The sequence below is a fragment of the Kosakonia sp. Marseille-Q7440 genome (assembly GCF_965119485.1).
Map to the genome: position 1 here is coordinate 2331411 of NZ_CBCPLT010000001.1, position 23076 is coordinate 2354486.

At 59.7% G+C, this 23076-nt stretch carries 20 protein-coding genes; 8 read left to right on the forward strand and 12 right to left on the reverse strand.

From position 1 onward, the window contains the following. Positions 1–63: 63 nt before the first annotated feature. Genes ACWPW2_RS10810 through ACWPW2_RS10825 form a run of 4 tightly spaced genes read right to left on the reverse strand, consistent with a single transcriptional unit; the run spans position 64 to position 4518 of the window. A complete protein-coding gene (locus ACWPW2_RS10810; RefSeq protein ID WP_023479268.1) occupies positions 64–1299 on the reverse strand; it encodes an MFS transporter in 1236 nt (411 codons plus the stop codon). A 22-nt stretch (positions 1300–1321) separates the two neighbouring features. Further along, entirely contained in the window at positions 1322–2857 is a 1536-nt protein-coding gene (locus tag ACWPW2_RS10815; protein WP_454122938.1) for a DHA2 family efflux MFS transporter permease subunit, read from the reverse strand. A 10-nt stretch (positions 2858–2867) separates the two neighbouring features. Continuing rightward, positions 2868–4040 (reverse strand): efflux RND transporter periplasmic adaptor subunit, encoded by a 1173-nt coding sequence (locus ACWPW2_RS10820; protein WP_454122940.1) that lies wholly within the window; start codon positions 4038–4040, stop codon positions 2868–2870. A 22-nt stretch (positions 4041–4062) separates the two neighbouring features. After that, entirely contained in the window at positions 4063–4518 is a 456-nt protein-coding gene (locus tag ACWPW2_RS10825; protein WP_454122942.1) for a MarR family transcriptional regulator, read from the reverse strand. 561 nt (positions 4519–5079) lie between these two features. On the opposite strand from ACWPW2_RS10825, the gene ACWPW2_RS10830 reads away from it, so the two are divergent. Genes ACWPW2_RS10830 through ACWPW2_RS10850 form a run of 5 tightly spaced genes read left to right on the forward strand, consistent with a single transcriptional unit; the run spans position 5080 to position 9937 of the window. Continuing rightward, the gene (locus ACWPW2_RS10830; protein WP_454122944.1) at positions 5080–6393 is read left to right on the forward strand and encodes an MFS transporter; all 1314 of its coding nucleotides are present in this window, start codon (positions 5080–5082) and stop codon (positions 6391–6393) included. A 17-nt stretch (positions 6394–6410) separates the two neighbouring features. Next, positions 6411–7574: a mandelate racemase/muconate lactonizing enzyme family protein gene (locus tag ACWPW2_RS10835; RefSeq protein WP_454122946.1), complete on the forward strand. Its 1164-nt coding sequence runs from the start codon at positions 6411–6413 to the stop codon at positions 7572–7574. Beyond that, a complete protein-coding gene (locus ACWPW2_RS10840; RefSeq protein ID WP_454122948.1) occupies positions 7568–8464 on the forward strand; it encodes a dihydrodipicolinate synthase family protein in 897 nt (298 codons plus the stop codon). The genes ACWPW2_RS10835 and ACWPW2_RS10840 overlap by 7 nt, the downstream gene beginning before the upstream one ends. Further along, positions 8461–9354: a 2-dehydro-3-deoxygalactonokinase gene (locus tag ACWPW2_RS10845; protein ID WP_454122950.1), complete on the forward strand. Its 894-nt coding sequence runs from the start codon at positions 8461–8463 to the stop codon at positions 9352–9354. The genes ACWPW2_RS10840 and ACWPW2_RS10845 overlap by 4 nt, the downstream gene beginning before the upstream one ends. Then, complete coding sequence (locus ACWPW2_RS10850) at positions 9344–9937, forward strand: 2-dehydro-3-deoxyphosphogluconate aldolase (protein ID WP_454123639.1); 594 nt, start codon at positions 9344–9346, stop codon at positions 9935–9937. The genes ACWPW2_RS10845 and ACWPW2_RS10850 overlap by 11 nt, the downstream gene beginning before the upstream one ends. Here the strand turns inward: ACWPW2_RS10850 and ACWPW2_RS10855 are convergent. Further along, positions 9920–10618 carry a helix-turn-helix domain-containing protein gene (locus ACWPW2_RS10855; RefSeq protein WP_454122952.1) on the reverse strand — a complete coding sequence of 233 codons (699 nt, stop codon included), beginning with the start codon at positions 10616–10618 and terminating at the stop codon, positions 9920–9922. The two genes, ACWPW2_RS10850 and ACWPW2_RS10855, sit on opposite strands and share 18 nt — an antisense overlap. Positions 10619–10975: 357 nt before the next feature. Between ACWPW2_RS10855 and ACWPW2_RS10860 the strand changes: the two genes are divergently transcribed. After that, complete coding sequence (locus ACWPW2_RS10860; RefSeq protein WP_023479263.1) at positions 10976–11482, forward strand: ferritin-like domain-containing protein; 507 nt, start codon at positions 10976–10978, stop codon at positions 11480–11482. Between the two features lie 24 nt (positions 11483–11506). Then, complete coding sequence (locus tag ACWPW2_RS10865; RefSeq protein ID WP_023479276.1) at positions 11507–12385, forward strand: manganese catalase family protein; 879 nt, start codon at positions 11507–11509, stop codon at positions 12383–12385. Positions 12386–12430: 45 nt separating this feature from the next. Here ACWPW2_RS10865 and ACWPW2_RS10870 read toward each other — a convergent pair whose 3' ends face one another. Together ACWPW2_RS10870 and ACWPW2_RS10875 are read right to left on the reverse strand one after the other, a co-directional pair. Continuing rightward, on the reverse strand, positions 12431–13264 hold the full coding sequence (locus ACWPW2_RS10870) for an MBL fold metallo-hydrolase (RefSeq protein WP_454122954.1): 834 nt from the start codon (positions 13262–13264) through the stop codon (positions 12431–12433). 17 nt (positions 13265–13281) lie between these two features. After that, positions 13282–14031, reverse strand: a complete 750-nt coding sequence (locus ACWPW2_RS10875) for an OBAP family protein (protein ID WP_454122956.1) — start codon at positions 14029–14031, stop codon at positions 13282–13284. Positions 14032–14294: 263 nt separating this feature from the next. On the opposite strand from ACWPW2_RS10875, the gene katG reads away from it, so the two are divergent. After that, on the forward strand, positions 14295–16484 hold the full coding sequence (gene katG, locus ACWPW2_RS10880) for a catalase/peroxidase HPI (RefSeq protein ID WP_454122958.1): 2190 nt from the start codon (positions 14295–14297) through the stop codon (positions 16482–16484). 229 nt (positions 16485–16713) lie between these two features. Here the strand turns inward: katG and ACWPW2_RS10885 are convergent, their stop codons facing one another. The 5 genes from ACWPW2_RS10885 to fdhF form a co-directional block, all read right to left on the reverse strand. Beyond that, complete coding sequence (locus ACWPW2_RS10885; RefSeq protein WP_034812560.1) at positions 16714–16923, reverse strand: hypothetical protein; 210 nt, start codon at positions 16921–16923, stop codon at positions 16714–16716. A 68-nt stretch (positions 16924–16991) separates the two neighbouring features. After that, the gene (locus ACWPW2_RS10890) at positions 16992–17978 is read right to left on the reverse strand and encodes a cytochrome d ubiquinol oxidase subunit II (protein WP_454122961.1); all 987 of its coding nucleotides are present in this window, start codon (positions 17976–17978) and stop codon (positions 16992–16994) included. Between the two features lies 1 nt (position 17979). Further along, complete coding sequence (locus ACWPW2_RS10895) at positions 17980–19359, reverse strand: cytochrome ubiquinol oxidase subunit I (RefSeq protein ID WP_454122963.1); 1380 nt, start codon at positions 19357–19359, stop codon at positions 17980–17982. Beyond that, positions 19359–19838, reverse strand: a complete 480-nt coding sequence (locus tag ACWPW2_RS10900) for a DUF1641 domain-containing protein (protein ID WP_034812566.1) — start codon at positions 19836–19838, stop codon at positions 19359–19361. Before ACWPW2_RS10900 ends, ACWPW2_RS10895 begins: the two co-directional genes overlap by 1 nt. After that, on the reverse strand, positions 19838–22810 hold the full coding sequence (gene fdhF, locus ACWPW2_RS10905) for a formate dehydrogenase subunit alpha (protein ID WP_454122965.1): 2973 nt from the start codon (positions 22808–22810) through the stop codon (positions 19838–19840). The genes ACWPW2_RS10900 and fdhF overlap by 1 nt, the downstream gene beginning before the upstream one ends. Positions 22811–23076: the final 266 nt, after the last annotated feature.

Sequence of the window (23076 nt, forward strand, 5' to 3'; positions counted from 1 at the left end):
ACGCCTGGTGAACGGAATCATTCCACCAATGCCCCATGCAAGCCCCATCGCCTGGACGGCAAATCACCCAACATCACTCTCCAGCCTCTGCCGATGCCGCAACCCCGGAAACCACCTCATCCACAGCGCCACCACAATCAGCGTCCCTACCCCGCCAATCGCCGCAGCGGGCACCGCCCCCAGCCATGCGGCAAGCATCCCGGACTCAAACTCCCCAAGCTGATTGGAGGTATTGATAAAAATCGAATTCACCGCATTGACCCGCCCGCGCATCTCATCCGGCGTATCAAGCTGCACCAGCGAGCCACGGATCACCATGCTGATCATGTCAAACCCGCCGAGCGCAAACAGCGCCAGCAGCGAGAGCCACATCCAGCTTGAGAAGGCGAATACCAGCGTCGCCACGCCAAAACCCGCGACCGACATAAACATAATGATGCCGACACGGCGCGTCAGCGCACGATGGCTTAGCCAGAAGCCGACCAGCAGCGCGCCCACCGCTGGCGCACTGCGCAAAAGCCCCAGCCCGAGCGGGCCGGTATGCAGCACATCGTGGGCGAAAATCGGCAGCAGCGCCGTCGCGCCGCCGAGCAGCACGGCGAAGAGATCGAGGGAGATCACCCCCAGCACATCCGGCCGGTTACGGATAAAGCGCACCCCGGCAAAGAGGGAAGAGAGCGTGGCGGGCGTGCGTTTTGGCTGCGCCTGCTCATAGCTCAGGGTGATCACCAGCAGCAGCGAGAGCAGATAGAGCGCCGCCGTCACGCTGTAGACCACGTCCGCCCCCGCGGCGTAGAGAAAACCGCCCAGCGCCGGGCCAACAATCTGCGCCGCCTGGCCGGAGACCGCATTCGCCGCCGTGGCGCGTGGCAGAATCGAAGCCGGAACTAACGCTGGCAGCATTGAGATCATCGACGGCGATTCGACGGTTTTGGCGCAGGAGATAACAAAAATCAGCGCCAGGATGACGCCAACGCTGGCGTCCCCCTGCCAGGTGAGCCAGGCGAGCGCCACAATCGCCACCCACTCGCACACCTGCGACAGCAGCACCACGCGGCGGCGGTCAAACTGGTCGGCGATATGCCCGGCGGGCAGCGCCAGCGTCAGCGAGGGAATAAACTGCACCAGGCCAATCATCCCGAGCCAGAAGGCACTCTGCGTCTGGGAGTAGATCTGCCAGCCGACAATAATCGACAACATCTGAAAGCCAAAGCTGGAGCTGGTGCGCGCCAGCCAGAAGGCGACAAAGGATCGGTGCTGCAATAAACGGCCATCGCTGGCGGATAACAGGGGTGCCATAACATCTCTCTATGGGTGGTAATTAATGTCCGGCCGACGGCGCGCCGGGCGCACCGCTACGCACAAACGGCGGGCGGGCAAACCAGATAACGATCATCAGTGCTAAAAAGAGCCAGCCCAGCAGCCAGAAGTAGTCGATGGTCGAGAGCATATAGGCCTGCTGCTCAAGAGTTTTATCCACCGCCGCCAGGTGCTGCTGCGTTGCGCCCCCCATCTTATGCAAATAATCCGTCGCCGCCGGGTTCCACTGCGAGACGCTTTCGCTGAGGGTGGCATGGTGGTAAATCTCACGCCGCGACCAGATCCAGGTGGTGAGCGAGGAGGCAAAAGAGCCGCCCAGCACGCGGAAAAAGGTTGCCAGGCCGGAGCCTTCCGCCACCGCCTGGCCGTGCAGGTTAGAGAGCACAATGGTGGTGATGGGCATAAAGAAGAATGCCACACCAATGCCCATAAACATCTGCACTTCGGCAATGGTGCGGAAATCGACCTCGGTATTGAACTGCGCGCGCAGCAGGCAGGAGGCACCCATGGTCAAAAACGACAATGTTGCCAGGATGCGCAGGTCAACTTTATGGGCGTAGCGCCCAATAAACGGCGTCAGCAGCAGTGGCAGAAAGCCCATCGGTGCCGCCGCCAGCCCGGCCCAGATCGCCGTGTAGCCCATCTGGGTTTGCAGCCACTGCGGCAAAATAATGTTGATGGCGAAAAAGGCCGCGTAGCCAAGGGTCAGCGTGGCGGTGCCGATGGCGAAGTTGCGATCCTTAAACAGCCGCAGGTTAACGATCGGGTGCTGCTCGCCAAGCTCCCAGATCACAAACGACACCAGCGCAATCGCCGAGAGCACTGACATGATGATGATCTCGTTCGAGGCGAACCAGTCGAGATCGTTGCCCTTATCCAGCACCACTTGCAGCAAGCCAACGCCAAGCACCAGCAGCGCAATACCGATGTAATCAATCGGCGAGGTGGTGGTGGTCTCTTCCCGCTCGCGCAGCTGCATCCAGACGACAATCGCCGCGAAGATGCCAATCGGCACGTTGATGTAGAAGATCCACGGCCAGGCGTAGTTATCGGTGATCCAGCCGCCGGTGATCGGCCCGACAATCGGTGCCACCACCGTCACCATTGAGAGCAGCGCCAGCGCCATGCTGCGTTTGCTGGTGGGGAAAATGACCAGCAGCAGCGTCTGGCACATCGGGAACATCGGCCCGGCGAAAAAGCCCTGTAGCGCACGGAAGACAATCAGCTCCGTCATGCTGTGGGCAAAGCCGCACAGAAATGAGGAGAGGGTAAAGAGCGCCACCGAGCCAACAAACAGCCGCAACTGACCAAAGCGGCGGGTAAACCAGCCGGTAAGCGGCAGCGCAATGGCGTTACACACTGCAAATGAGGTGATGACCCAGGTGCCCTGATCGGCGCTGACGCCGAGATTACCGGCAATGGTCGGCAGCGCCACGTTGGCGATGGTGGTATCCAGCACCTGCATAAAGGTCGCCAGCGACAGCGCAATCGTCGCCAGCAGCAGACTGGGCGGCGTAAATGCCGATTTATCTTGCATCGCGTCTCTCTTAGCGGGCGGCTACCGGCTGGCTATTATCATGAAGGATCTTCGCCACCAGAGCGTCGGCCTTATCCAGCGCGTTCTGGTAGACATCTGTTGCGAAACGCGGCTGCGCGACGCTCTGCTGCGGCAGCAGGTGCCCTTCGGTATCGCGAATATCGACGCGGGCGGCCATCGACAAGCCGACGCGCAGCGGATGTTTCTGCATATCATGAGGGTCGAGGGTAATGCGCACCGGCAAGCGCTGGACAATCTTGATCCAGTTACCGCTGGCGTTCTGCGCGGGCAGCAGGGAGAAAGCGCTGCCGGTGCCAATGCCGAGGCTCTCAATCGTGCCGTGATACTCCACGTCATCGCCATAGAGATCGGCGGTCAGCGTCACTTTCTGCCCAAGGCGCATGGTGCTCATCTGGCTCTCTTTGAAGTTGGCATCTACCCACACCTGATCGAGCGGCACAATCGACAGTAGCGTGGTGCCGGAATCGACACGCATGCCAAGCTGCACCGCGCGCTTTGCCACATAGCCACTCACCGGCGCAACGATGGTGCTGCGGGCGTTATCGAGAAAGCGCTGACGCAGGGTGGCGATGGCGCTTTTGATCTCCGGGTGGCTGTCGATAACGGTGTCATCGACCATAGCCAGATTGGTGTTGAGCGTCTGCTGGGCGGCAATCAGATCACTTTTCGCGCTGGTGACGTTGTCACGATAATGGGAGAGATCCTCTGCGGTGACTGCGCCGGTGGCGAAAATCTTCTGCCGACGCGCGTAATCACTCTGCGCGGTTTGCAGCGCCACTTTTTTCGCCGCCACCTGCGCGCGGTAGTTATCCGCCGTGCTGTAAAGCCCGCGCACCTGGCGCACGGTGCTGGCGAGGTTGGCCTGCGCCTGTTGCAGCGCAATTTCGGTATCGGCCGGGTCGAGCAGCACCAGCGGCTGCCCTTTTTGCACAAAGTCGCCCTCATCAACGGCGACCTGAGTAACGGTGCCGCCAATCTGTGGCGTCAGCGTTACCTGATTGGCGCTGACATAGGCGTCGTCGGTGGTTTCGTAATAGCGGGCATAGAGCAGATACCAGGCCAGGCAGCCGGCGGCGATAATCACCAGCAGCACAAACAGAATGGCGAAGTTGCGCTTACGTTTACTCGGCGCGCGTGCAGGTTGAGCAGCTGAATCGGTCATCTTGATCACCTTTCAGAAAAACTTAGCGATAGGGTTGGGTTGCGCCATCAGGCAGCATTTTGATCAGCAGCGTGACCAGCTGTTGCGCTTCATCCTGGCTGAGGCGCTCGGTGAGTGAGGCGAGGATCGACGTCAGCGCCTCATTCTGGAAGCGATCGCAAATCACCCGCCCCTTCTCCGTCAGGCCGAGGATCACCTGGCGTTTATCGTCGGGGTTGGTAGTGCGCACAATCAGATCGCGCTTGACCATGCGCTCAAGCATGCGGCTCATGGCACCGGCGTCCATCAGCAGGTTTTTGCTCACTTCGACCGGGCTGGTGAAGCCTTTATAGATGCTGATCAGCACCTTGAACTGCGCGGCGGTGATATCCGCCGGGGAAAAGTAGTGGCTGAGAAGCTGGTCTTTAAACTGGTTTGCCAGATGGATCAGCAGGCCGAGGTGCAGCTTCGGGTTAGGGTTATGCGCAGAGTTCGTCATGTTATTTGCCTGGTCAATAATTACAAATGAAATTACTGACCAGGCAGATAACTGTCAATGGATTGTCAAGATAAGCGCACATTTTGTCAGTTTTCGACCACCACATCCCCGTAGGCCCGATAAGCGCAGTGCCATCGGGCAACCCCGCATTGCCGGATGGCGGCTTACGCCTTATCCGGCCTACAAAACCACGCAACATCGACATACGTAGGCCCGATAAGCGCAGCGCCATCGGGCACTTCCGCAACGCCGGATGGCGGCTTTCGCCTTATCCGGCCTACAAAAACACGCAACATCGACATTCGTAGGTCCGATAAGCGCAGCGCCATCGGGCAATACCGCAATGCCGGATGGCGGCTTACGCCTTATCCGGCCTACAAAAGCGAATCGCATCGGCTCATGCGCTGAACCTCATTGCTTCACTATATGAAGCACTTTTCCGGCGCAATTTTTGATAAGCCTCACGCAACGCAACACGGCGCTCGCCTGCCCGGCTGCGATCCCCAACACTCCCTGCACGATAACAACAACGCAGATACCCTACTCACTACGGGAGGCTCAATGGAGCACACCACCTCACAGCCCTACGACGGCACGGAGCAGAAAGTGCCGGCCCGTCGCACCGCCAAAATTATGCTCTCGGCGGGCGTCGGGCACTTTATCGAATGGTTCGACTTTGGCCTGTACGGCACGCTGGCAGCGATCATCGCCAGCAACTTCTTTGTCAGCGACGACCCGGCGATTGGTCTGCTGAAATCCTTCGCTGTCTTCGGCTCCGGCTTCTTAATGCGTCCGCTCGGCGGTCTCTTCTTCGGCTCGATGGGCGACCGCCAGGGGCGGCGCAAAGTGCTGGTGACGGTGATCGTCATCACCTCCATCTCCACCTTTGTGATGGGCATCTTGCCCACCTTTCAACAGGCCGGGATCATCGCGCCAGTCCTGCTGGTGCTCACCCGTCTGGTGCAGGGCTTCGCCGCCGGGGGCGAAAGTTCCGGGGTGATTACCTATCTCGCGGAAAGCGCGCCGCCGCACCGCCGCGCGACGCTCACCTGCTGGAGCGAAAACTTCAGTTTTATGGCCTTTGTCTGCGGCTCCGGGCTGGTGTTGCTGCTCACCCATACGTTGGGTGAAGCAACGATGAACGACTGGGGCTGGCGCATCCCCTTCCTGCTTGCCGCCCCGCTTGGCCTCGGTGGGCTCTATATGCGCCGCAATATGGAAGACTCCGCCGAGTTCCATAAGCTGAAAGCCAGCGGAAAAATCGAAGCCTCGCCGCTGCGTAAAACCCTCTCCACCTCAATGACTGCCCTGCTGTTTTGCACCGGCTTTGTGGTGGTGAAAGCGGTAAGCAGCTGGGTGCTGCAATCTTTTATGCCGGGTTATCTCTCCACCCACCTGCACTACAGCCGCACCGACTCCTACCTCATCACCACCCTCGGGCTGCTGAGCGTGGCGATCTGTATGCCACTCACCGGCTATCTCTCAGATCGCTGGGGCCGCCGCCCGCTAATGTTAATGGGCTGCGGCGGTTTCATTCTTTTCACCTGGCCTGCGATGCTGCTGATGAGCCAGGGATCGGTGGGCGCCTCGATTGCCGCCATGAGCCTGCTCGGCGTGTTTGTCGCCATGTTTAATGGCGGCTGCGGCGCGGCGATGGTCGAGCTGTTCCCGACCGCTATCCGCTACGGCAGCATCGCCATTGCTTACAACCTTACCGTTGCGGTGTTTGGCGGCGTGACGCCATTCGCCTCGGCGGGGCTTATCACCCTGACCGGCGACCCGCTCTCCCCGGCGTGGTACGTGATGGGCACTGCGCTTATCTCCTTTATTGTCGTGTGGATCGCCAAAGAGACCGCCGGCAAAGTTCTCGATTAACCTGACCTGGAGTTGTCATGAAGATCAGCCGTATCGACTGTTTTCCGCTCAAAATCACCACGCCGCAGGCCTATCTCGGCGGCGAGGTCAAGGCGAGCGACAGCGATTATTACTACCGCCCGGAGTACCGCTGCGTCTATTCGCGCAAGATGGAGACCTGCCTTGTCAAAATCACCACCGACAGCGGTCACGTCGGCTGGGGCGAAGCCCTCGCGCCCGTCGTGCCGCAGGTGATTGCCGAGCTAATTACGCAACTCTTTGCGCCGCTGTTAACCGGCCAGTCGCCCTTTGCCAGCCAGGTGCTCAATGCGCGGATGTATGACGCAATGCGCGATCGCGGCCATATCACCGGATATCACATTGACGCGCTGGCGGCGGTGGATATCGCGCTGTGGGATCTGAAAGGCCAGATCCTCAACCAGCCGGTTTTCCAGCTGCTCGGCGGCGCGTTTCGCGAGCAGATCCCCTGCTATGTCTCTGGCCTGCCGGAGCCGGATCTCCCGGCGCGCTGTGCGCTGGCGTTGCGCTGGCAGCAGAAAGGCTTCAACGCCATCAAACTGGCGCTTGGCTACGGCGTGCAGCAGGACGTTGAGAATGTGCGCGCCATCCGTGACGCACTCGGCCCACAAGCCAGCCTCTTTCTCGATGCTCACTGGAACTACAGCGTGGCGCAGGCGGCAGAGCTGGCCAACGCTCTGCATCCCCTTGGCGTCGGTTTTCTTGAAGCGCCGCTGCTGCCGGAGGATATCGCCGGGCACCGCGAATTGCGGGCAAAAAGCCCGCTGCCGATTGCGCTGGGCGAAACCGAGCGCACCCGCTACCAGTTCAGGCCCTTTATTGAACAGCGGGCGATGGACATTGTGCAGCCGGACGTCGGGCGCACCGGCATTACCGAGCTGATGCATATCGCTTCACTCGCGCAGACCTGGAATTTGCAGGTCGCGCCGCACCTGAGCGTCGGCCTCGGGCCCTGCATTGCCGCGTCGATCCATGTCGCCGCCGCGCTGCCGAATCTCTTTATGCTCGAGTATCAGCCGCCGGTGTTTGAGCTTGCCAACCAGCTGCTCGATACGCCGCTGGTGTGTGAAGCGGGTCATTACGCGCTGCCGCAGGGGGCGGGTCTGGGAATTGCAATCAATGAAGCGCGGGTACGCGAATCAGTAATGGGGGTCACATGTTAAAGGGTAATGTGCCAATTCTGGCGACGGCGTTTGATGAGCATGGTGCGGTGGACTTTGGCTCCATCGAGAAGTTAGTGAAATTTCTGCTGGCCCAGGGAATCGACGGGCTGGCGCTGTTTGGCAATGCGTCGGAAGGTTATGCGCTAACGACCGGGGAAAAAGAGGCGCTGTTTGCCTGTGTGAAACGTCTGACCGGCGCGTTGCCCCTTATTGCTGCCGCGGGTGGCGCTTCTGCGGTGGTGGCGATTGAAGATATTCAGCGCGTGCAGCGCTGGGGGGCGCAGGTGGTGATGGTCAACCCGCCGTCGGTGGTGAAACCCGGCCCGCAAGAGATCTATAACTTCTGGCGCGATATCTGCTCCGCCTGTGACATTGACATCATGGTGCAGGATGCGCCGCTGATGACCGGCGTGAACATCCCGGTACCGACGCTGGTGAAGCTGTGCGAGGATTTCCCCTCCATCAAATACATCAAGGTGGAGCAACCGCCGACCACGCTGAAGATCAGCGCCCTGAAGCAGGCACTCGGCGATCGCGTCGGGCTGTTCGGCGGGCTGAATGGCGGTTTTCTCTATGAGGAGCTGCGCCGGGGCATTATCGGCACCATGCCCGCCTGCGAATTTCCGGAGGTGATTAACGCTATTCTCCACGCCTGGCAGCATGACAAACAGGAAGCGCAGGCCATTTTCTACCGCTACCTCCCCTTCCTGCGCTACGGCGTGCAGCCGGGGCTGGGTGTTGCCATCCACAAAACCGTGCTGCACCAGGCGGGCATTTTCGCCACCGATGTGGTGCGTGAACCGGCAAAAGGGCTTGATGAGGAAACGCGCGACGAACTGCGCGATCTGACCCGTGCCCTGCCGCTGGCAGTGCTGGAGGCGAGCCGATGAACTATATCGCGGTGGACTGGGGCAGCAGCAATTTCCGCGCTCTCAGCGTGCGTAACGGCGAGGTGTTTCGCAGCGTTGAGGCCGAATGCGGCGTGGGCAAATGCGCGCGCGAGGCGCTGCCGGATATTCTGCGCGAACAGCTGCTGCGCCTCGAAGAGGGGTGGGATGAGACGCTGCCGGTGCTGTTATGCGGCATGGTCGGCAGCAATATCGGCCTCGCAGACGCGGGCTATCTGGCGCTGCCGCTCAGTTTTGCCCAGCTGACGGCAAAGGGGCGCGCACTGCCGGGCATTCTGCCCAACCCCGTTACCCTGCGTCCCGGTATTTGCGACCGGCGGGTGATGGAGATCTGCCGCGGGGAGGAGATGCAGCTTGCCGGTGCGCTGACCCTGACCACCAGCCAGACCTTCGCCGCCGTCGGCACCCACAGCAAATGGCTGACGGTTAACCGCGCGCAGCAGCAGGTGGAGAGCCTGCGCACCCTGATGACCGGCGAGCTGTGGAATCTGGTGCTCAACCACTCGATTGTCGGCAAAGGGCTACCAGAGCAGTCGGCATCAGACGAGGCGTTTCTGCGCGGTGTGCGCACCGCCCGGCAGGTTGAGTCCGGCGAGACGACGCTGGTGAGCGAGCTGTTTCGCTGTCGCGGACACTATATTCTCGGCGATCTCGACCCGGCAGCAACGGGCGCGTGGCTGTCGGGATTACTCATCGCTCATGAGATTCTACAAGGCCACCCGCGCGACGAGGCGGTCTGCTTTATTGGCAGCCAGGCGCTGCTGCCGCGCTATGCCTTTGCCTGCGAGGCGCTCGATCTCCCCTTCACCACCCTTGACGCGGAGCAGGCGCTGATCGCCGGGCTGAATGAGGTATTCCGTGATGAAGCCTGAGCAGATTGTCGCCATCCTGCGCGGGATCGCCCCCGCCGAGTGCATCGAACAGGTGGCCTGCCTGCGCGATCACGGCATTACTACCATTGAGATCACTACCAACTCGCCGCAGTGGGAGAGCAGCCTTGCGCGCGTAGCCTCGGTGTTTGGCGACGCCATCACGCTCGGGGCAGGCACCGTGTTGACCGCGCAGCAGGTGGCAGCGTGCCGCGCGGCTGGAGCGCAGTTTATCCTGACGCCAAACCTTGACGCGCGCGTGGTTGAAGCCGCACAGCAGCAGGGGCTGCGCGTCTGCGCCGGGGTGTTCAGCAGCAGTGAAATTTTTCGCGCCTGCGAACTGGGGGTGGATGTGTTGAAGGTTTTCCCCGCCTCGGCGCTGCCGCTGAACTTTCCACAGCTGATCAAAGGCCCGCTCCCGAAGGCGCTGCCCTTCTCTGCCGTCGGCGGCGTGGATGTCAGTAATGCGGCGGCTTATCTCGCCCACTACGACAGCGTTGGGATTGGCTCATCGCTCTATAAACCGGGGCAAACGGTGGCGGTGACTGCGCAGCGCTGCCAGCAGTTATTACACCGGGGGGAGTGATTCACCGCTGATCTTGCGCGCGGCGGAGATAAGAAACTGGCGCAGGGTGTCGATATTGACCATGTCGCCACCGATGTTGGAGAGCGCAATCGCCGCCTGCATGCCCGGTATGATGCAGGCCAGCCGGTAATCCCCTGGCGCCCACGCCTTGCCAAACACCTGGTGCTGGCGCGCCTGCTCAATGTCCGTTTGCAGAAGATGGTAATCGTGGATGCCGATACGATTGATGATCTCCTCATCGCTGAGGGTCGCGAGCAGTTTGATGCCTATCACCGAATCGCGCACCGGCCACGACTCATAATTGCCAATCGCGCGGGCGATGCTTTTGCCGCCGCGCGTATGTAGCAGATAGACCACCTGGTTCCCGCTGAGCACGCCAATCACAATCGAGACGTTATGGCTGCCGGTCTCCTCCAGCATCTCCAGCGCGGCGGTATAAAAAGCGGAGTGATGAATCGCGCTGGCGGACAGGCGGTGAATACCCATACCGAGGCGATATTTGCGCTTCGCATCCTGCTGCACCATCTCTAATGCCAGCAAGGTGTGCATCAGGCGCGTCACTTTCGCCGAGTCCAGCGCCAGCTCGCGGCCAATCTCACGAATGCCAAAGGCGCGGTTGCCGGTCGCCAGTAAATTCAGACAGCGAAACGCGTCAAATACCGTACTGTTCAATTTCGTCATTCATCTATTCTCTGCCGCTTCGCTTATTTGCGCTGCTCAAGCATAGCCCGCTTTGAGATTGTTCTCAAACTCGGCGAAATAAGGGTTTTTTCGCTGCGTAATTTGACTAAAGAGCAGTTCCAGCTAGTTTTATTTGTGGGTGCGAAAAAACTTCGCTTAATAATGAGATGAGTTTTTAGATCATAGGGAAATTATTATTAGCTGATGACTTGCACATATTTCAATTAACGACTAAGGCGAATCATTCCCGGTTCGTTATTCGAAAAATCATCACCGCAAAAATATATTTCTGTGCTACAGCGAAACGCTGGCACACAATTCCCCTTACGCGAAAACGACGAAGAGAAGGATTACATTATGACACCTCAAGAAAATTATCATGACTGGTTACGTGATGCCCACGCGATGGAAAAACAGGCTGAGTCGATGCTGAAGTCCATGAGCGAGCGTATCGATAACTACCCGGACCTGCGTTCCCGTATTGCCCAGCATTTAACCGAAACGCAGGGTCAGATCCAATTACTTGAAGAAGTTATGGATCGCAATAATATTAATCGTTCGGTAATGAAAGATGCCACCAGCAAAATGGCCGCCATGGGCCAGGCTTTCGGCGGCATGTTTGCACCGGATGAAGTTGTTAAAGGTTCAATCAGCAGCTACGTCTTCGAGCAATTTGAGATTGCCTGTTACACCTCCCTTATCACCGCAGCGGAAAAAGCCGGCGATGTTGCCAGCGTAGATATTTTCAAACGCATTCTTGCCGAAGAAGTCGCAATGGCGGAATGGGCGCTGAATCATATTCCGGACGTTACCGCACAATTCCTGCTTCGCAGCGATGCGGATGGCGTAGAAGCGAAAAAATAATTATTAGAATTCAGGAGGCAAGCAATGTTTCGTCACGTAAAACAACTGCAATATACGGTTCGCGTTAGCGAGCCAAACCCGGGTCTCGCCAATCTGCTGCTTGAGCAGTTTGGCGGACCGCAGGGCGAACTGGCCGCGGCGTGCCGCTACTTCACTCAGGGTCTGGGTGATGATGACGCCGGGCGTAAAGAGATGCTGATGGATATCGCGACCGAAGAACTCAGCCACCTCGAAATTATCGGCTCGCTGGTCGGTATGCTGAACAAAGGTGCGAAAGGCGCACTGGCGGAAGGCACCGAGAGCGAAGCGGAACTCTATCGCTCCCTGACACAGAGCGGTAACGACAGCCATGTTACCTCCCTGCTTTACGGCGGTGGCCCGGCGCTGACCAACTCTGCGGGTAAACCGTGGACGGCGTCCTATATCGACACCATCGGCGAAGTGACAGCCGATCTGCGCTCCAACATTGCCGCCGAAGCGCGCGCAAAAATCATCTACGAGCGCCTGATCAACCTCACCGACGATCCGGGTGTGAAAGATGCGCTCGGCTTCCTGATGACTCGTGAAGTGGCGCATATGATGTCGTTTGAAAAAGCGCTCTACTCGATTCGCAACAACTTCCCGCCGGGCAAACTGCCGCCGATTGAGCAGTACAGCAACGTCTACTACAACATGTCGGAAGGCGATGATCCGCGCGGCAGCTGGAACAGCGACGAGAACTTTGAGTATGTTGCCAATCCGCAGCCGGCCGTTGATGGCGGTGATGGTCTGATCACGGTGCAACTGACGCCGGAACAGCTGGCGATGGTGAAAGCGATGAGCGACCGCACCATGTCTGATCCGTCCGTTGAACCGATTACCGGTTTTGAACTGGGAACCGGCGAACCGAAGTCGAAAAAGTAATTCAGCTTGCGGTTAACAAACACACCCCCTGCGGGGTGTGTTTTTTTATGCCCTGCCCTGCTGCAATGCACGCAGTTCAAGCGCATCGTGGCTGCAAAAGAGCGTCAGATCCGCTTGATGGGCGCAGGAGAGTTCCCGTAAGCGCTGCTGGTTAACGCGGCGCGCCTGATTGTCCATTCCCATCATCCACTGATAAAAACGCAGCCCCGGCGTGCAGTGGCGTTCAGGACGCCCCATCTCTTCACGATAGAACCACGCATCCCCGCCGTGCAGCAGCCACCCTTCCGGACGCTGGATCGCCACGCCCGCATGTCCCGGCGTATGCCCGGCAAGGGGAATAAGCAGGATCTCCGGCGGCAGGCCGCTCAGAGCATTTACCGCCTCGAAACCAAACCACCTTTCTCCCTGCGGCGCGTAACCCTGCCAGCCGGAGTGCGCGCTCCACTGCCCGGGCCGGTAACGCTCGCGCTGAAGCCAGCTGTGGCGCTGCCGGGCGGTGTCGATCTCCTGCTGCATCAGGTGTACCTGCGCATGAGGGAAATCGGTCAGGCCACCGGCATGGTCAAAGTCGAGATGGGTCAGCACGATATGGCGGACATCTTCCGCCTTAAAACCGAGTGCCTGAATGCGCGACAGCGCGGTCAGCTCCTCGCGGCGCTGGATGTTGTTCATCAGGCGAAAGAAGCCCGACAGACGGCGCTGTGGGGCTTGCATATCTTCGCGGCCAAAACCGGTATCGACCAGCACCAGCCCGTCGCGGTCAGTCTCAATCAGCAGACAGTGGCAGACCAGGTGCGCGTGTAGTCCTTTACTGAAGCCGTCATACAGCGCGCCGCCAAGCGGGCACATGCACCCGCAGTTAAGGTGATGGACGATCATCGTGACCTCCCGAGGAGTCAGTGAGAATGGGCTGCGCCTTCAGAGACCGGAACGACGCGAAGCTGTACCGCCTTCCCCTGCTCCCAGGCATCTGCCCCTTTGGCGACAGGGTTAGCCGGAAGATCGGCGCGCTCGGCTTTAATCTCTTCGGTATTGATATCGAAGCGGCGATCGCGGTCAACCAGCAGCGCCGGGTTGAGCTGCCCATCGGCGGTAAAGCCCATCATCAGCGCCGGTGTGCCAAGCGGCAGGGTTTTATCGCGATCCGTGTGCCAGGTGTGGAAGGTTTTGCCGTAGGTGTTGACGATTTTGCTCATCAGCGCCTTATCCGCCACCGCAGGCAGGCCCGGCGCGACCAGGCTGCCGGATTTCACCTCATAGCGATGGCTGTGCCAGAGCTTTTTCTCCTCCGCTGGCAGGGTCTTGAACAGCCGCTCGCTGATGATGTACTCGACACCCATCAGGCGCGCATCGCGGGTATTGCCGTCGTAGATCACCGCCTGCATCACATCTTCATTTAACACCGTGACATAGTGGTGCGCCTCCATCTGCCCCTTCTGGTTGCCGCTGTAGAAGTGGAAGCCGTCAAGATAGGTGCTGATGGCGTCAATAGGCGGTCGGGACTGCATCACCGCCGCGCCGCTCTCCAGCGTCTGTAATTTACCCGAGGTTTTTTCACCGGGGATCGGCGTCTGCGGCGGGGTGTTATTGGCGTTGCATCCGGCAAGAGCGAGGGGAAGTACGAGGTACAGGGCCAGCCTTTTCATTGTCTCTCCTTTGATCATGATCTGGAGTTATGAGGGTAGCCCATTGCGGCTATTCAGCCAGTGAAAACGGCAAATCAGATCGGCGCAAACGCAGCGGTGGCGCGGGCTGCACGATATATCACCCTCCATAACCGGGAAATGTGCCGCTGAGCGGTCTGTTTTTTAAGAAAGGTATTAACTATCAAATCCGTAGATTCATCCAAGTACCTTTAAATATGGCGGCGAGATATCGTAGCGGCATACGTAAGCCAATGGAGCCAGTTATGAGCACGTCAGACGAGACTAACCGCGATGCCGGAATGGGCAAATGCCCGTTTCATCATGAAGCCAGCAAGCCGGAAACGAAAAGCAGCGGCCCTACCACCAACCGTGACTGGTGGCCGAACCAGCTGCGTGTCGATCTGTTAAATCAGCACTCCAGCCGCTCGAACCCGCTGGGCGAGCAGTTCAACTACCGCGAAGCCTTTAAACAACTCGATTACAGCGCCCTGAAAGCCGATATTCGCGGCGTGCTCACCGACTCCCAGGAGTGGTGGCCCGCAGACTGGGGCAGCTACATTGGTCTCTTTATTCGTATGGCCTGGCACAGCGCCGGTACCTACCGCACCGTTGACGGACGCGGCGGCTCTGGCCGTGGTCAGCAGCGTTTCGCCCCGCTCAACTCCTGGCCTGATAACGTTAGCCTCGATAAAGCCCGCCGCCTGCTGTGGCCGGTTAAACAGAAGTATGGTCAACAGATCTCCTGGGCCGACCTGATGATCCTCGCCGGTAACGTTGCGCTGGAGAACTCCGGCTTCCGTACCTTTGGTTTTGGCGCAGGCCGCGAAGATGTCTGGGAACCGGATATGGACGTGGACTGGGGCAGCGAGAAAGAGTGGCTGACCCACCGCCACCCGGAAAGCCTGGCGCAGGCCGCTATTGGTGCGACCGAGATGGGCCTGATTTACGTTAACCCGGAAGGGCCAAACGCCAGCGGGGAACCGATCTCCGCCGCCGCCGCGATCCGCGCGACCTTTGGCAATATGGGTATGAATGACGAAGAGACCGTGGCGCTGATTGCCGGTGGTCATACGCTGGGCAAAACCCACGGTGCGGCCCATGCGCCGGATTATGTCGGTGCCGACCCGGAAACCGCGCCGCTGGAAGCGCAAGGGCTTGGCTGGAGCAGCAGTTATGGCAGCGGCGTTGGCGCAGATGCCATCACCTCCGGGCTGGAAGTGGCCTGGACGCAAACCCCGACGCAGTGGAGCCACTACTTCTTCGAGAACCTGTTCAAATATGAGTGGGTACAGACCCGCAGCCCGGGCGGCGCGATCCAGTTTGAAGCGGCCGATGCCGATGCCGTCATCCCGGATCCATTCGACCCGGAGAAGAAACGCAAACCGACGATGCTGGTGACTGACCTGACGCTGCGTTTTGACCCGGAGTTCGAGAAAATTTCCCGCCGCTTCCTCAACGATCCGCAGGCGTTTAACGAAGCGTTTGCCCGTGCGTGGTTCAAGCTGACCCACCGCGATATGGGGCCGAAATCACGCTACATTGGCCCGGAAGTACCGAAAGAAGATCTGATCTGGCAGGATCCGCTGCCAGCGGCAGTGCATCAGCCAAACGGTGCCGATATTGCCAGCCTGAAAGCGGCGATTGCCGAATCTGGCCTGTCGGTGAGCGAGCTGGTCTCTGTCGCCTGGGCGTCGGCCTCCACCTTCCGTGGTGGCGACAAACGCGGCGGTGCTAACGGCGCGCGTCTGGCGCTGGCCCCGCAGAACGGCTGGGAAGTGAATGCCATTGCGGCGAAAGCGCTGCCTGCCCTGCAAAGCATTCAGCAAACCTCCGGCAAAGCGTCGCTGGCGGATGTAATTGTGCTGGCAGGTGTGGTTGGGGTGGAAAAAGCGGCAGCCGCCGCCGGGGTGCAGATCACCGTTCCCTTCACGCCAGGCCGGGTGGATGCGCGTCAGGATCAGACCGACGTCGACTCCTTTGCCTTGATGGAGCCGCTGGCCGATGGTTTCCGTAACTATCGCCGCGTCTGGGATGGCGTCAGCACCGAAACGCTGCTGGTGGATAAAGCCCAGCAACTGACCTTAACCGCGCCGGAGATGACCGCGCTGGTTGGCGGCCTGCGTGCGCTGGGTGCCAACTATGATGGCAGCAAACACGGCGTCTTTACCGACAACGTGGGCGTGCTGAACACCGACTTCTTCGTTAACCTGCTCGATATGCGCACCGTCTGGCAGGCGAGCGACGAGAGAAGCGAACTGTTCGACGGCCGCGATCGTCGCAGCGGTGAGGTGAAATTTACCGCCACCCGCGCCGACCTGGTGTTTGGCTCCAACTCGGTACTGCGCGCCCTGGCGGAAGTCTATGCCAGCGCCGACGGTAAAGAGAAGTTTGTCACTGACTTCGTCGCTGCCTGGACGAAAGTGATGAATCTGGATCGCTTCGACCTGCTGTAAGCTTGCCTCACCATACACGCCTGCGCCGCCTGAAAAGGGGCGCAGGCTTTTTTTTTGGCAAAAAAATCCCGGCGGGCTGCCGGGAAAAGTGTGTGATAACGAGTTGAGTGCGGCGGCAAAAGGGCCGCCAAAAATTCGGGTAACAACAGATCAAGCCGCAGGCTTTCCGGCAGGCTTGCGGTCATTAAAAGGGATGATTGTCACGCCGGTGTGACAGTTGCGTGGCATTTTAGCCCGAGGTGTGGGAAGTCTCCTGCTCCAGCGTCAGCACAAAATGGCGATCGTGGCGTTCGATCTTCGCCCCGCTCAAGCCATAGTTGGTGGTTAACATAAAAAAGGTATCGGCATCGACATCAAACGCCAGCTCGACCTGCTGATATTTGCCCGATGTCGCCATCTGATACGCCTGTTTCAGGTTGTACGCTTTTGCTCTGGACATGAAGCCCTCTCTGCGTAGTGCCGTTGTAGAAACCATCGCCCCTATTCTTATAGACTGCTTTTGCCAAACTAGCCGCCAATTTTTCCACTAAATAGCCGAAATCCCCACGTGTTGTAGAGCAGCGTCACCGGCACCAGCACGCCATAACTGATCAGCAGGAATTTTTGCGTGGTGGGCGGGGCCGCCGCCTGGCTGAGAGTAAGATGCGGCGGCACGATCCACGGAAAGAGCGTGAAGGCGAGCAGGCAAAAGGCCACGCTGACCATCACCAGCACGCCGAGCAGCGGCAAAAAATCACGCCCTTTGCGCAGGCCAACAATAAACAGCGCCATACCCGCAAGCGCCACGGCAAGAGAGGGCCCCCATAAGAATGGGTTGAGCAGATGCTGCCGCCAGCTCTCCTGCAACTGCGCGCACCACACCAGCAGCCCCGCCACCATTAACAGGCTGACCAGCGCCAGCCATGGCAAAAGCCGCCGCGCCCAGGCGCGCAGTTCGCCCGTCATGCGCCACACCAGCCAGCCCGCACCGAGCCACGCATAGCCCAGCGCCAGCGCCACGCCGCAGTAAAGGGGGAAAGGCCGCAGCCACTCAAACCCGGTCCCGGTAAACTGCTGCCCGTCGGTAGTGATACCCTGCATCAGGGCACCGACTACCACACCCTGCGCCAGCGCGGAAAGAAGTGAGCCGCTAAAGAGCATCGCGTCAAAAAGCCGCGGCGCGTGGGGGCGAAACTCAATCGCCATGCCGCGCACCACCAGCGCCAGCATCATCACAAACAGCGGAATATAGAGCGCGCTCAGCACAATGCCATACGCCAGCGGAAAGAGGCCGAGAAGGCCACCCGCCGCCAGCACCAGCCAGGTTTCATTCCCGTCCCACACCGGCAGCAGCGAAAGGTTGATATCCTGCCGCGCCTGCGGGCTGCGCTGAAAGGCGGTAAGGATCCCGGCACCGAGATCGGTGCCATCAAGTAGCACGTAGATCAGCAGACTGCCCGCCAGCGCTACGGCGGAAAGCGTTTCAAGCCAGGGAAAACCGAGGATCGTTAACATGCTACTGCTCCCCCTTGCCGCTACGCTGCGCCACTTCCGGTGCCGCGCCCGGCTCATCCTCAGTGGGCAAGTGCGACATCAGTTTCAGTAAAAACCACAGGCCGAGGGCGAAGACCAGTAAATAGACCAGCACGGTGGCGATAAGCGAGCCGAGCACCAGATGCCCGCTAACCGGCGAGACGCTCTCTGCGGTGCGCAACACGCCATACACGCTCCACGGCTGGCGTCCGGTTTCTGTTACCCACCAGCCAGCGAGCATCGCCACAAAGCCAGCCGGAGCCATCAGCACCATCACGCGCTGCAACCAGCGCGCCTGCCACAACCTGCCGCGCAGGCGCACCACCAGGCCTGCGATCCCGCATGCCAGCATCAGCAGACCGAGGCCAACCATCAGGCGAAAGGCCCAGAATACGCCCGGCACCCACGGCAGATCCGCCGCCGGATACTGATTCAGCGTATGGATGCGCCCCTGCAAATTGTGCCGCAGATAGAGCGAGCCAATGTTGGGGATGGCGACTTCGTAATGGTTACGCCGCGCCTGCATATCCGGCAGCGCAAAGAGGCGCAGCGGCTCGCCCTCACCCGCCGGTGGCGGATCCCACGCGCCCTCCATCGCCGCCAGTTTGATCGGTTGATGATCGCGGGTGTTCTCGCCGTGCAGATCGCCCAGCACCACCTGCAAAGGTGCCAGCAGTACCAGCATCCACATCGCCAGCGAGAACATTTTGCGGGCGGGCAGAGCGCGTGCGTCGCGCAGCAGATGCCATGCACCGCAGGCTGCCACCAGGCAGGCGGTGCCGAGCAGCGCCGCCACCGTCATATGCGCCAGCCGCCACGGGAAAGAGGGGTTGAAAATAGCCGCCCACCAGTCGACGGGCAGAAAACGCCCGTCGGCTGCCAGGGTATAGCCGTCCGGCGTCTGCATCCATGAGTTGGCCGCAAGGATCCAGAAGGCGCTAAACAGCGTACCGATGGCGACAATGGTGGTAGCCATAAAGTGCACCCACGGGCGCACCCGGCCCATACCGAAGAGCATCACCCCCATAAACCCTGCCTCGAGGAAGAAGGCGACGAGGATCTCCATATACATCATCGGCCCGAGTATCGCCCCGGCGCGGCTGGAGAGTGCGCTCCAGTTGGTGCCGAAGACAAACTCCATCACCACGCCGGTGACCACGCCGACCGCCACGTTGAGGGCGAAGATCTTGCTCCAGTAGCGCCAGAGCGAGAGCCACACTGGCTGCCTGCGCCACAGCCACATCCCTTCCAGAAACATCAGAAACAGCGCGAGGCCGAGGGTGAAGGCCGCCAGCACAATATGAAAGCCGATGGTGAAGGCAAACTGGCTGCGCGCCAGCAGCAGAGCGAGCTCCTGGCTCATTACGCGTCGCTGGGTTTGCCGGTGAAGGCGGAGATCGGTTTATCCACCGGCTCCTCCATGCGCCGCGAAAAAGCTTTCAGCCCCTGTAACAGCGGCTGCACGGCGCCCCACAACTCATCGTCCTGCAACATCTTCCACACACCCTGCACGCCCGGCGCTTTATGCTGCTCCTGCGACGGCGGCTGGCTGAAGGCTTCAGCCATATCGCGCAGGCCAAAGGCCAGCTTGTACATCTTGTCCGGCGAGACGCTGGAGAGCGCCATCAGCAGCACCGAGATATTTTGCAGGGCGTTGAGCGTGCCTTCGCGCTGCAAGCCCTTTACTAACACCTCGGCGATTTCGTTATTGGCACCAACCACATCGTTGGCGAGGCGCAGCACGCCGTGTTTGTGCAATGTCTGGAGTAGACGCTCCAGCTCTTCATGGGCGTCGGGGCCGATTTTGGCCGGCTCCGGCTGATAATCAATTGCTTTAGCCATTAAAATTTCTCCGGATGGGGTTCGCTTGCGAGAGGCTGGCGGTAGTCGTCGCGCTGCCACTTCTCTTCGACAGGCACCTTATCAATCGGCGTGCGGCTGCCGTGGCGGAAATTGTGTTTCGGTAGCGGATCCGGCAGCGGCGGGCGATCGAGCAGCGTCAGGCGCACCGCCAGCTCTTTGTAGGCCGGGGTATTCACCTGCGGATCGTGGTGCTCGCCGGTAAGGATATTGACGCCCTCTTTGCCGTGATGAATAGGGATAAAGAGTTCATTGCCCGCCACGCGATCGGTGATCACCACCGGCACGTCGATCTCACCGCGTCGGGAGGTGAGTTTCACCCAGCTTCCCTCCTGCAACCCGCGCGCGGCGGCAAGGGTCGGGCTGACCTCAACAAACCAGTTTGGCGACAGGCTGGTGGTGCGTCCGCCCTGCCCGCTCTGGTTGGTCGACTGGAAATGCTCCAGCATACGGCCATTGTTAAGATGCAGATCGTATTCGTCATCGGCGCTCTCTTCCGGCGCACTCCAGCTTAACGGGTAGAGACTGGCGCGGCCATCCGGCGTGTTGAAGCGCTCGGTATAGAGCAGCGGCGTGCTGCTGCCATCCGCCTTCACCGGCCAGATCTGCGATTTCCACCCTTCAAGGCGCTGATAGCTGACGCCCGCGAAGCTCTCCGCAATACTCGCCGCCTCATGCATAATCTCCTGCGGATGTTGATACCCCCAGTCATAGCCCATACGCGCGGCCAACTGGGTGAGGATCTGCCAGTCCGGGCGGCTGTCGCCAAGCGGTGGCATTACCGGGTAGAAGCGCTGGATGCGCCGCTCGGTATTGACGAAGCTGCCCTCTTTTTCCACGCTCGGGCAGCCGGGCAGCACCACGTCGGCAAACTGCGCGGTGCGGCTGAGAAAGAGATCCTGCACCACCAGGAAGTCGAGGTCAGTGAAGCCTTCATGCACACTGCGAGCATCGGCATCCGCAAAGGCGGTATCTTCGCCAATCACATACATGGCGCGGATCTGCTTTTCGCGCGCCATCTTGACCATCATAAAGTTGTCCTCCCCCACCTCCAGCGAGAGCCTTTCTGCCGGCACGCCCCAGGCGTTGGCCCATTTCGCGCGCACGGCAGGATCGCTGACCGACTCATACCCGGGGTAGAAGTTTTTCAGGCAGCCAAAATCGCTCGCCCCCTGCACATTATTATGTCCGCGCATCGGATAGCCGCCAGTGCCAGGCCGCCCGTAATTGCCCGTCACCAGTAACAGATTGGAGAGCGCGGTGCTGGCATCCGCACCGTGGCTGTGCTGCGTGATGCCCATCGCCCACATAATGCAGACGCTCCCGGCCTTGCCGATCATTTCGGCGGCGCGGGTGAGCTGATCGAGGGGAATGCCGGTCTGTTCGGCGGCAAAATCAAGTGTGAAGGGGGCCAGCGACTGGCGATACTCCTCCACCTTGTTGACCCTACTGGCGAGAAACGCCTCATCGGCATAGCCGTTATCAAACATGTAGCGCGACATGGCGCTGGCCCAGGCGAGATCGCTTCCAGGCTGAATGCGCAGGTGCAGGTCGGCGCGCTCGGCCATTTCGTGACGACGCGGATCGACCACCAGCCACTGCTGCCCGTGGTGCTTTTTCGCCGCTTTCAGACGCGAGGCGATCACCGGATGGTTTTCGGCGGTGTTGCTGCCAACGATGATCACCAGATCGGCCTTAATGAGATCTTCAATGGTACCGGCATCGCCGCCGTAACCAACGGTGCGGAACAGCCCTTCTGTTGCCGGGTTCTGGCAGTAGCGGGAGGAGTTATCGACGCTGTTGGTGCCAATAATCGCGCGGGCAATTTTCTGCGTCAGGTAGGCCTCTTCGTTGCTGCCTTTGCTGGAGCCGATAAAACCGATGCTCTCCGCGCCAGCGTTATCGCGGATGGAGAGCAGACGTTTCGCGACCAGATCGAGCGCCTCATCCCAGCTTGCCGGGCGGAAGCGCCCGTTTTCACGAATTAGCGGCGTGGTGATGCGCTCCGGGCTGTTGATAAAGTCCCACGCAAATTTACCCTTCACGCAGGTGGAGATGCTGTTGACCGGCGCTTCAACGCTCGGCTGCACCTTTAACAGGTGGCGATCGCGGGTCCACATCTCGAAGGAGCAGCCGACGCCGCAGTATGTGCAGACGGTTTTGGTGCGTTTAATCTCCTGCTGACGCAGATGGGTGTCGATCACCGAGACGCCGGAGATAATCTCCGCCCCGGTGGAGTTCTCCAGGGTTTTGATGATGTCGATCAGCGGGCGCTTCAGCGACTGGCGCATTGAGGTGAACGGCCCGGCGTCGGGCTGCATGCTCTTCTCCATCAGCGCATTACAGGGGCAGACCGTCACGCAGTGCCCGCAGCTTACACAGCTGGATCCGGCAATCTGTGTACCGCCGTCCCATAACACGCGCGGGTGCTCCATGGTGTAATCGATGCTCAGGGTTTCGTTCACTTCAACATTCTGACAGGCATCCACACAGCGGCCGCAGAGAATGCACTGATCGGGATCGTAGGTGTAAAAGGGGTTGGAGTGATCTTTGACATAGGGTTTGCGCTCAAACGCATAGCGCTGGATCGGGATATGCATATCCACCACGGTGTTATGCAGCGTGCAGTCGCCGGTGTTGTGTTCGCAGACGGTGCAGTAGAGTTCATGTTTTGCCAGTAGCCGATCCATCCCCTCTTCGCGCGCTGCGCGGGCAGGTTCGTTTGCCGAGGTGATCACCATCCCTTCGCGGCTACGCAAGGTACAGCCGCGTACCAGCTCTCCTTCCGATTCCACCCAGCAGACATCGCAGGTTTGCAGCGGATCGAGCGCCGGGTGATAACAGACGTGGGGCAGTTTCACATTACAGTGTTCAAGGAAGGGGATCAGCGGCATGTCCGCCGGGCCAATAAGGGGCTTACCATCATAAATGACGGTACATTTTTGCAGGCTCATGTTACTTCCTCACCAATAAAGGGCTGTACGTCCACTCCCGGTGCAATCGGTCGCGCTTTTCAGCGCGCATCGTCGCCCCTGTTCGGGTGGCGTATCGGTTATTAAGGTTTAAACGTAGACCCTGCCGCCCCGCTGAGCCAAACGGCCACGATATATTTATTCGTAAGCCTAAGATTTCTCTCAAAACCATAAGCAAAAGTGATATATCACCCCCTTTCGAACGTAAATTTTTGTCAAAAAAAGCGCAGCGCAAGAATGTTTTGTGA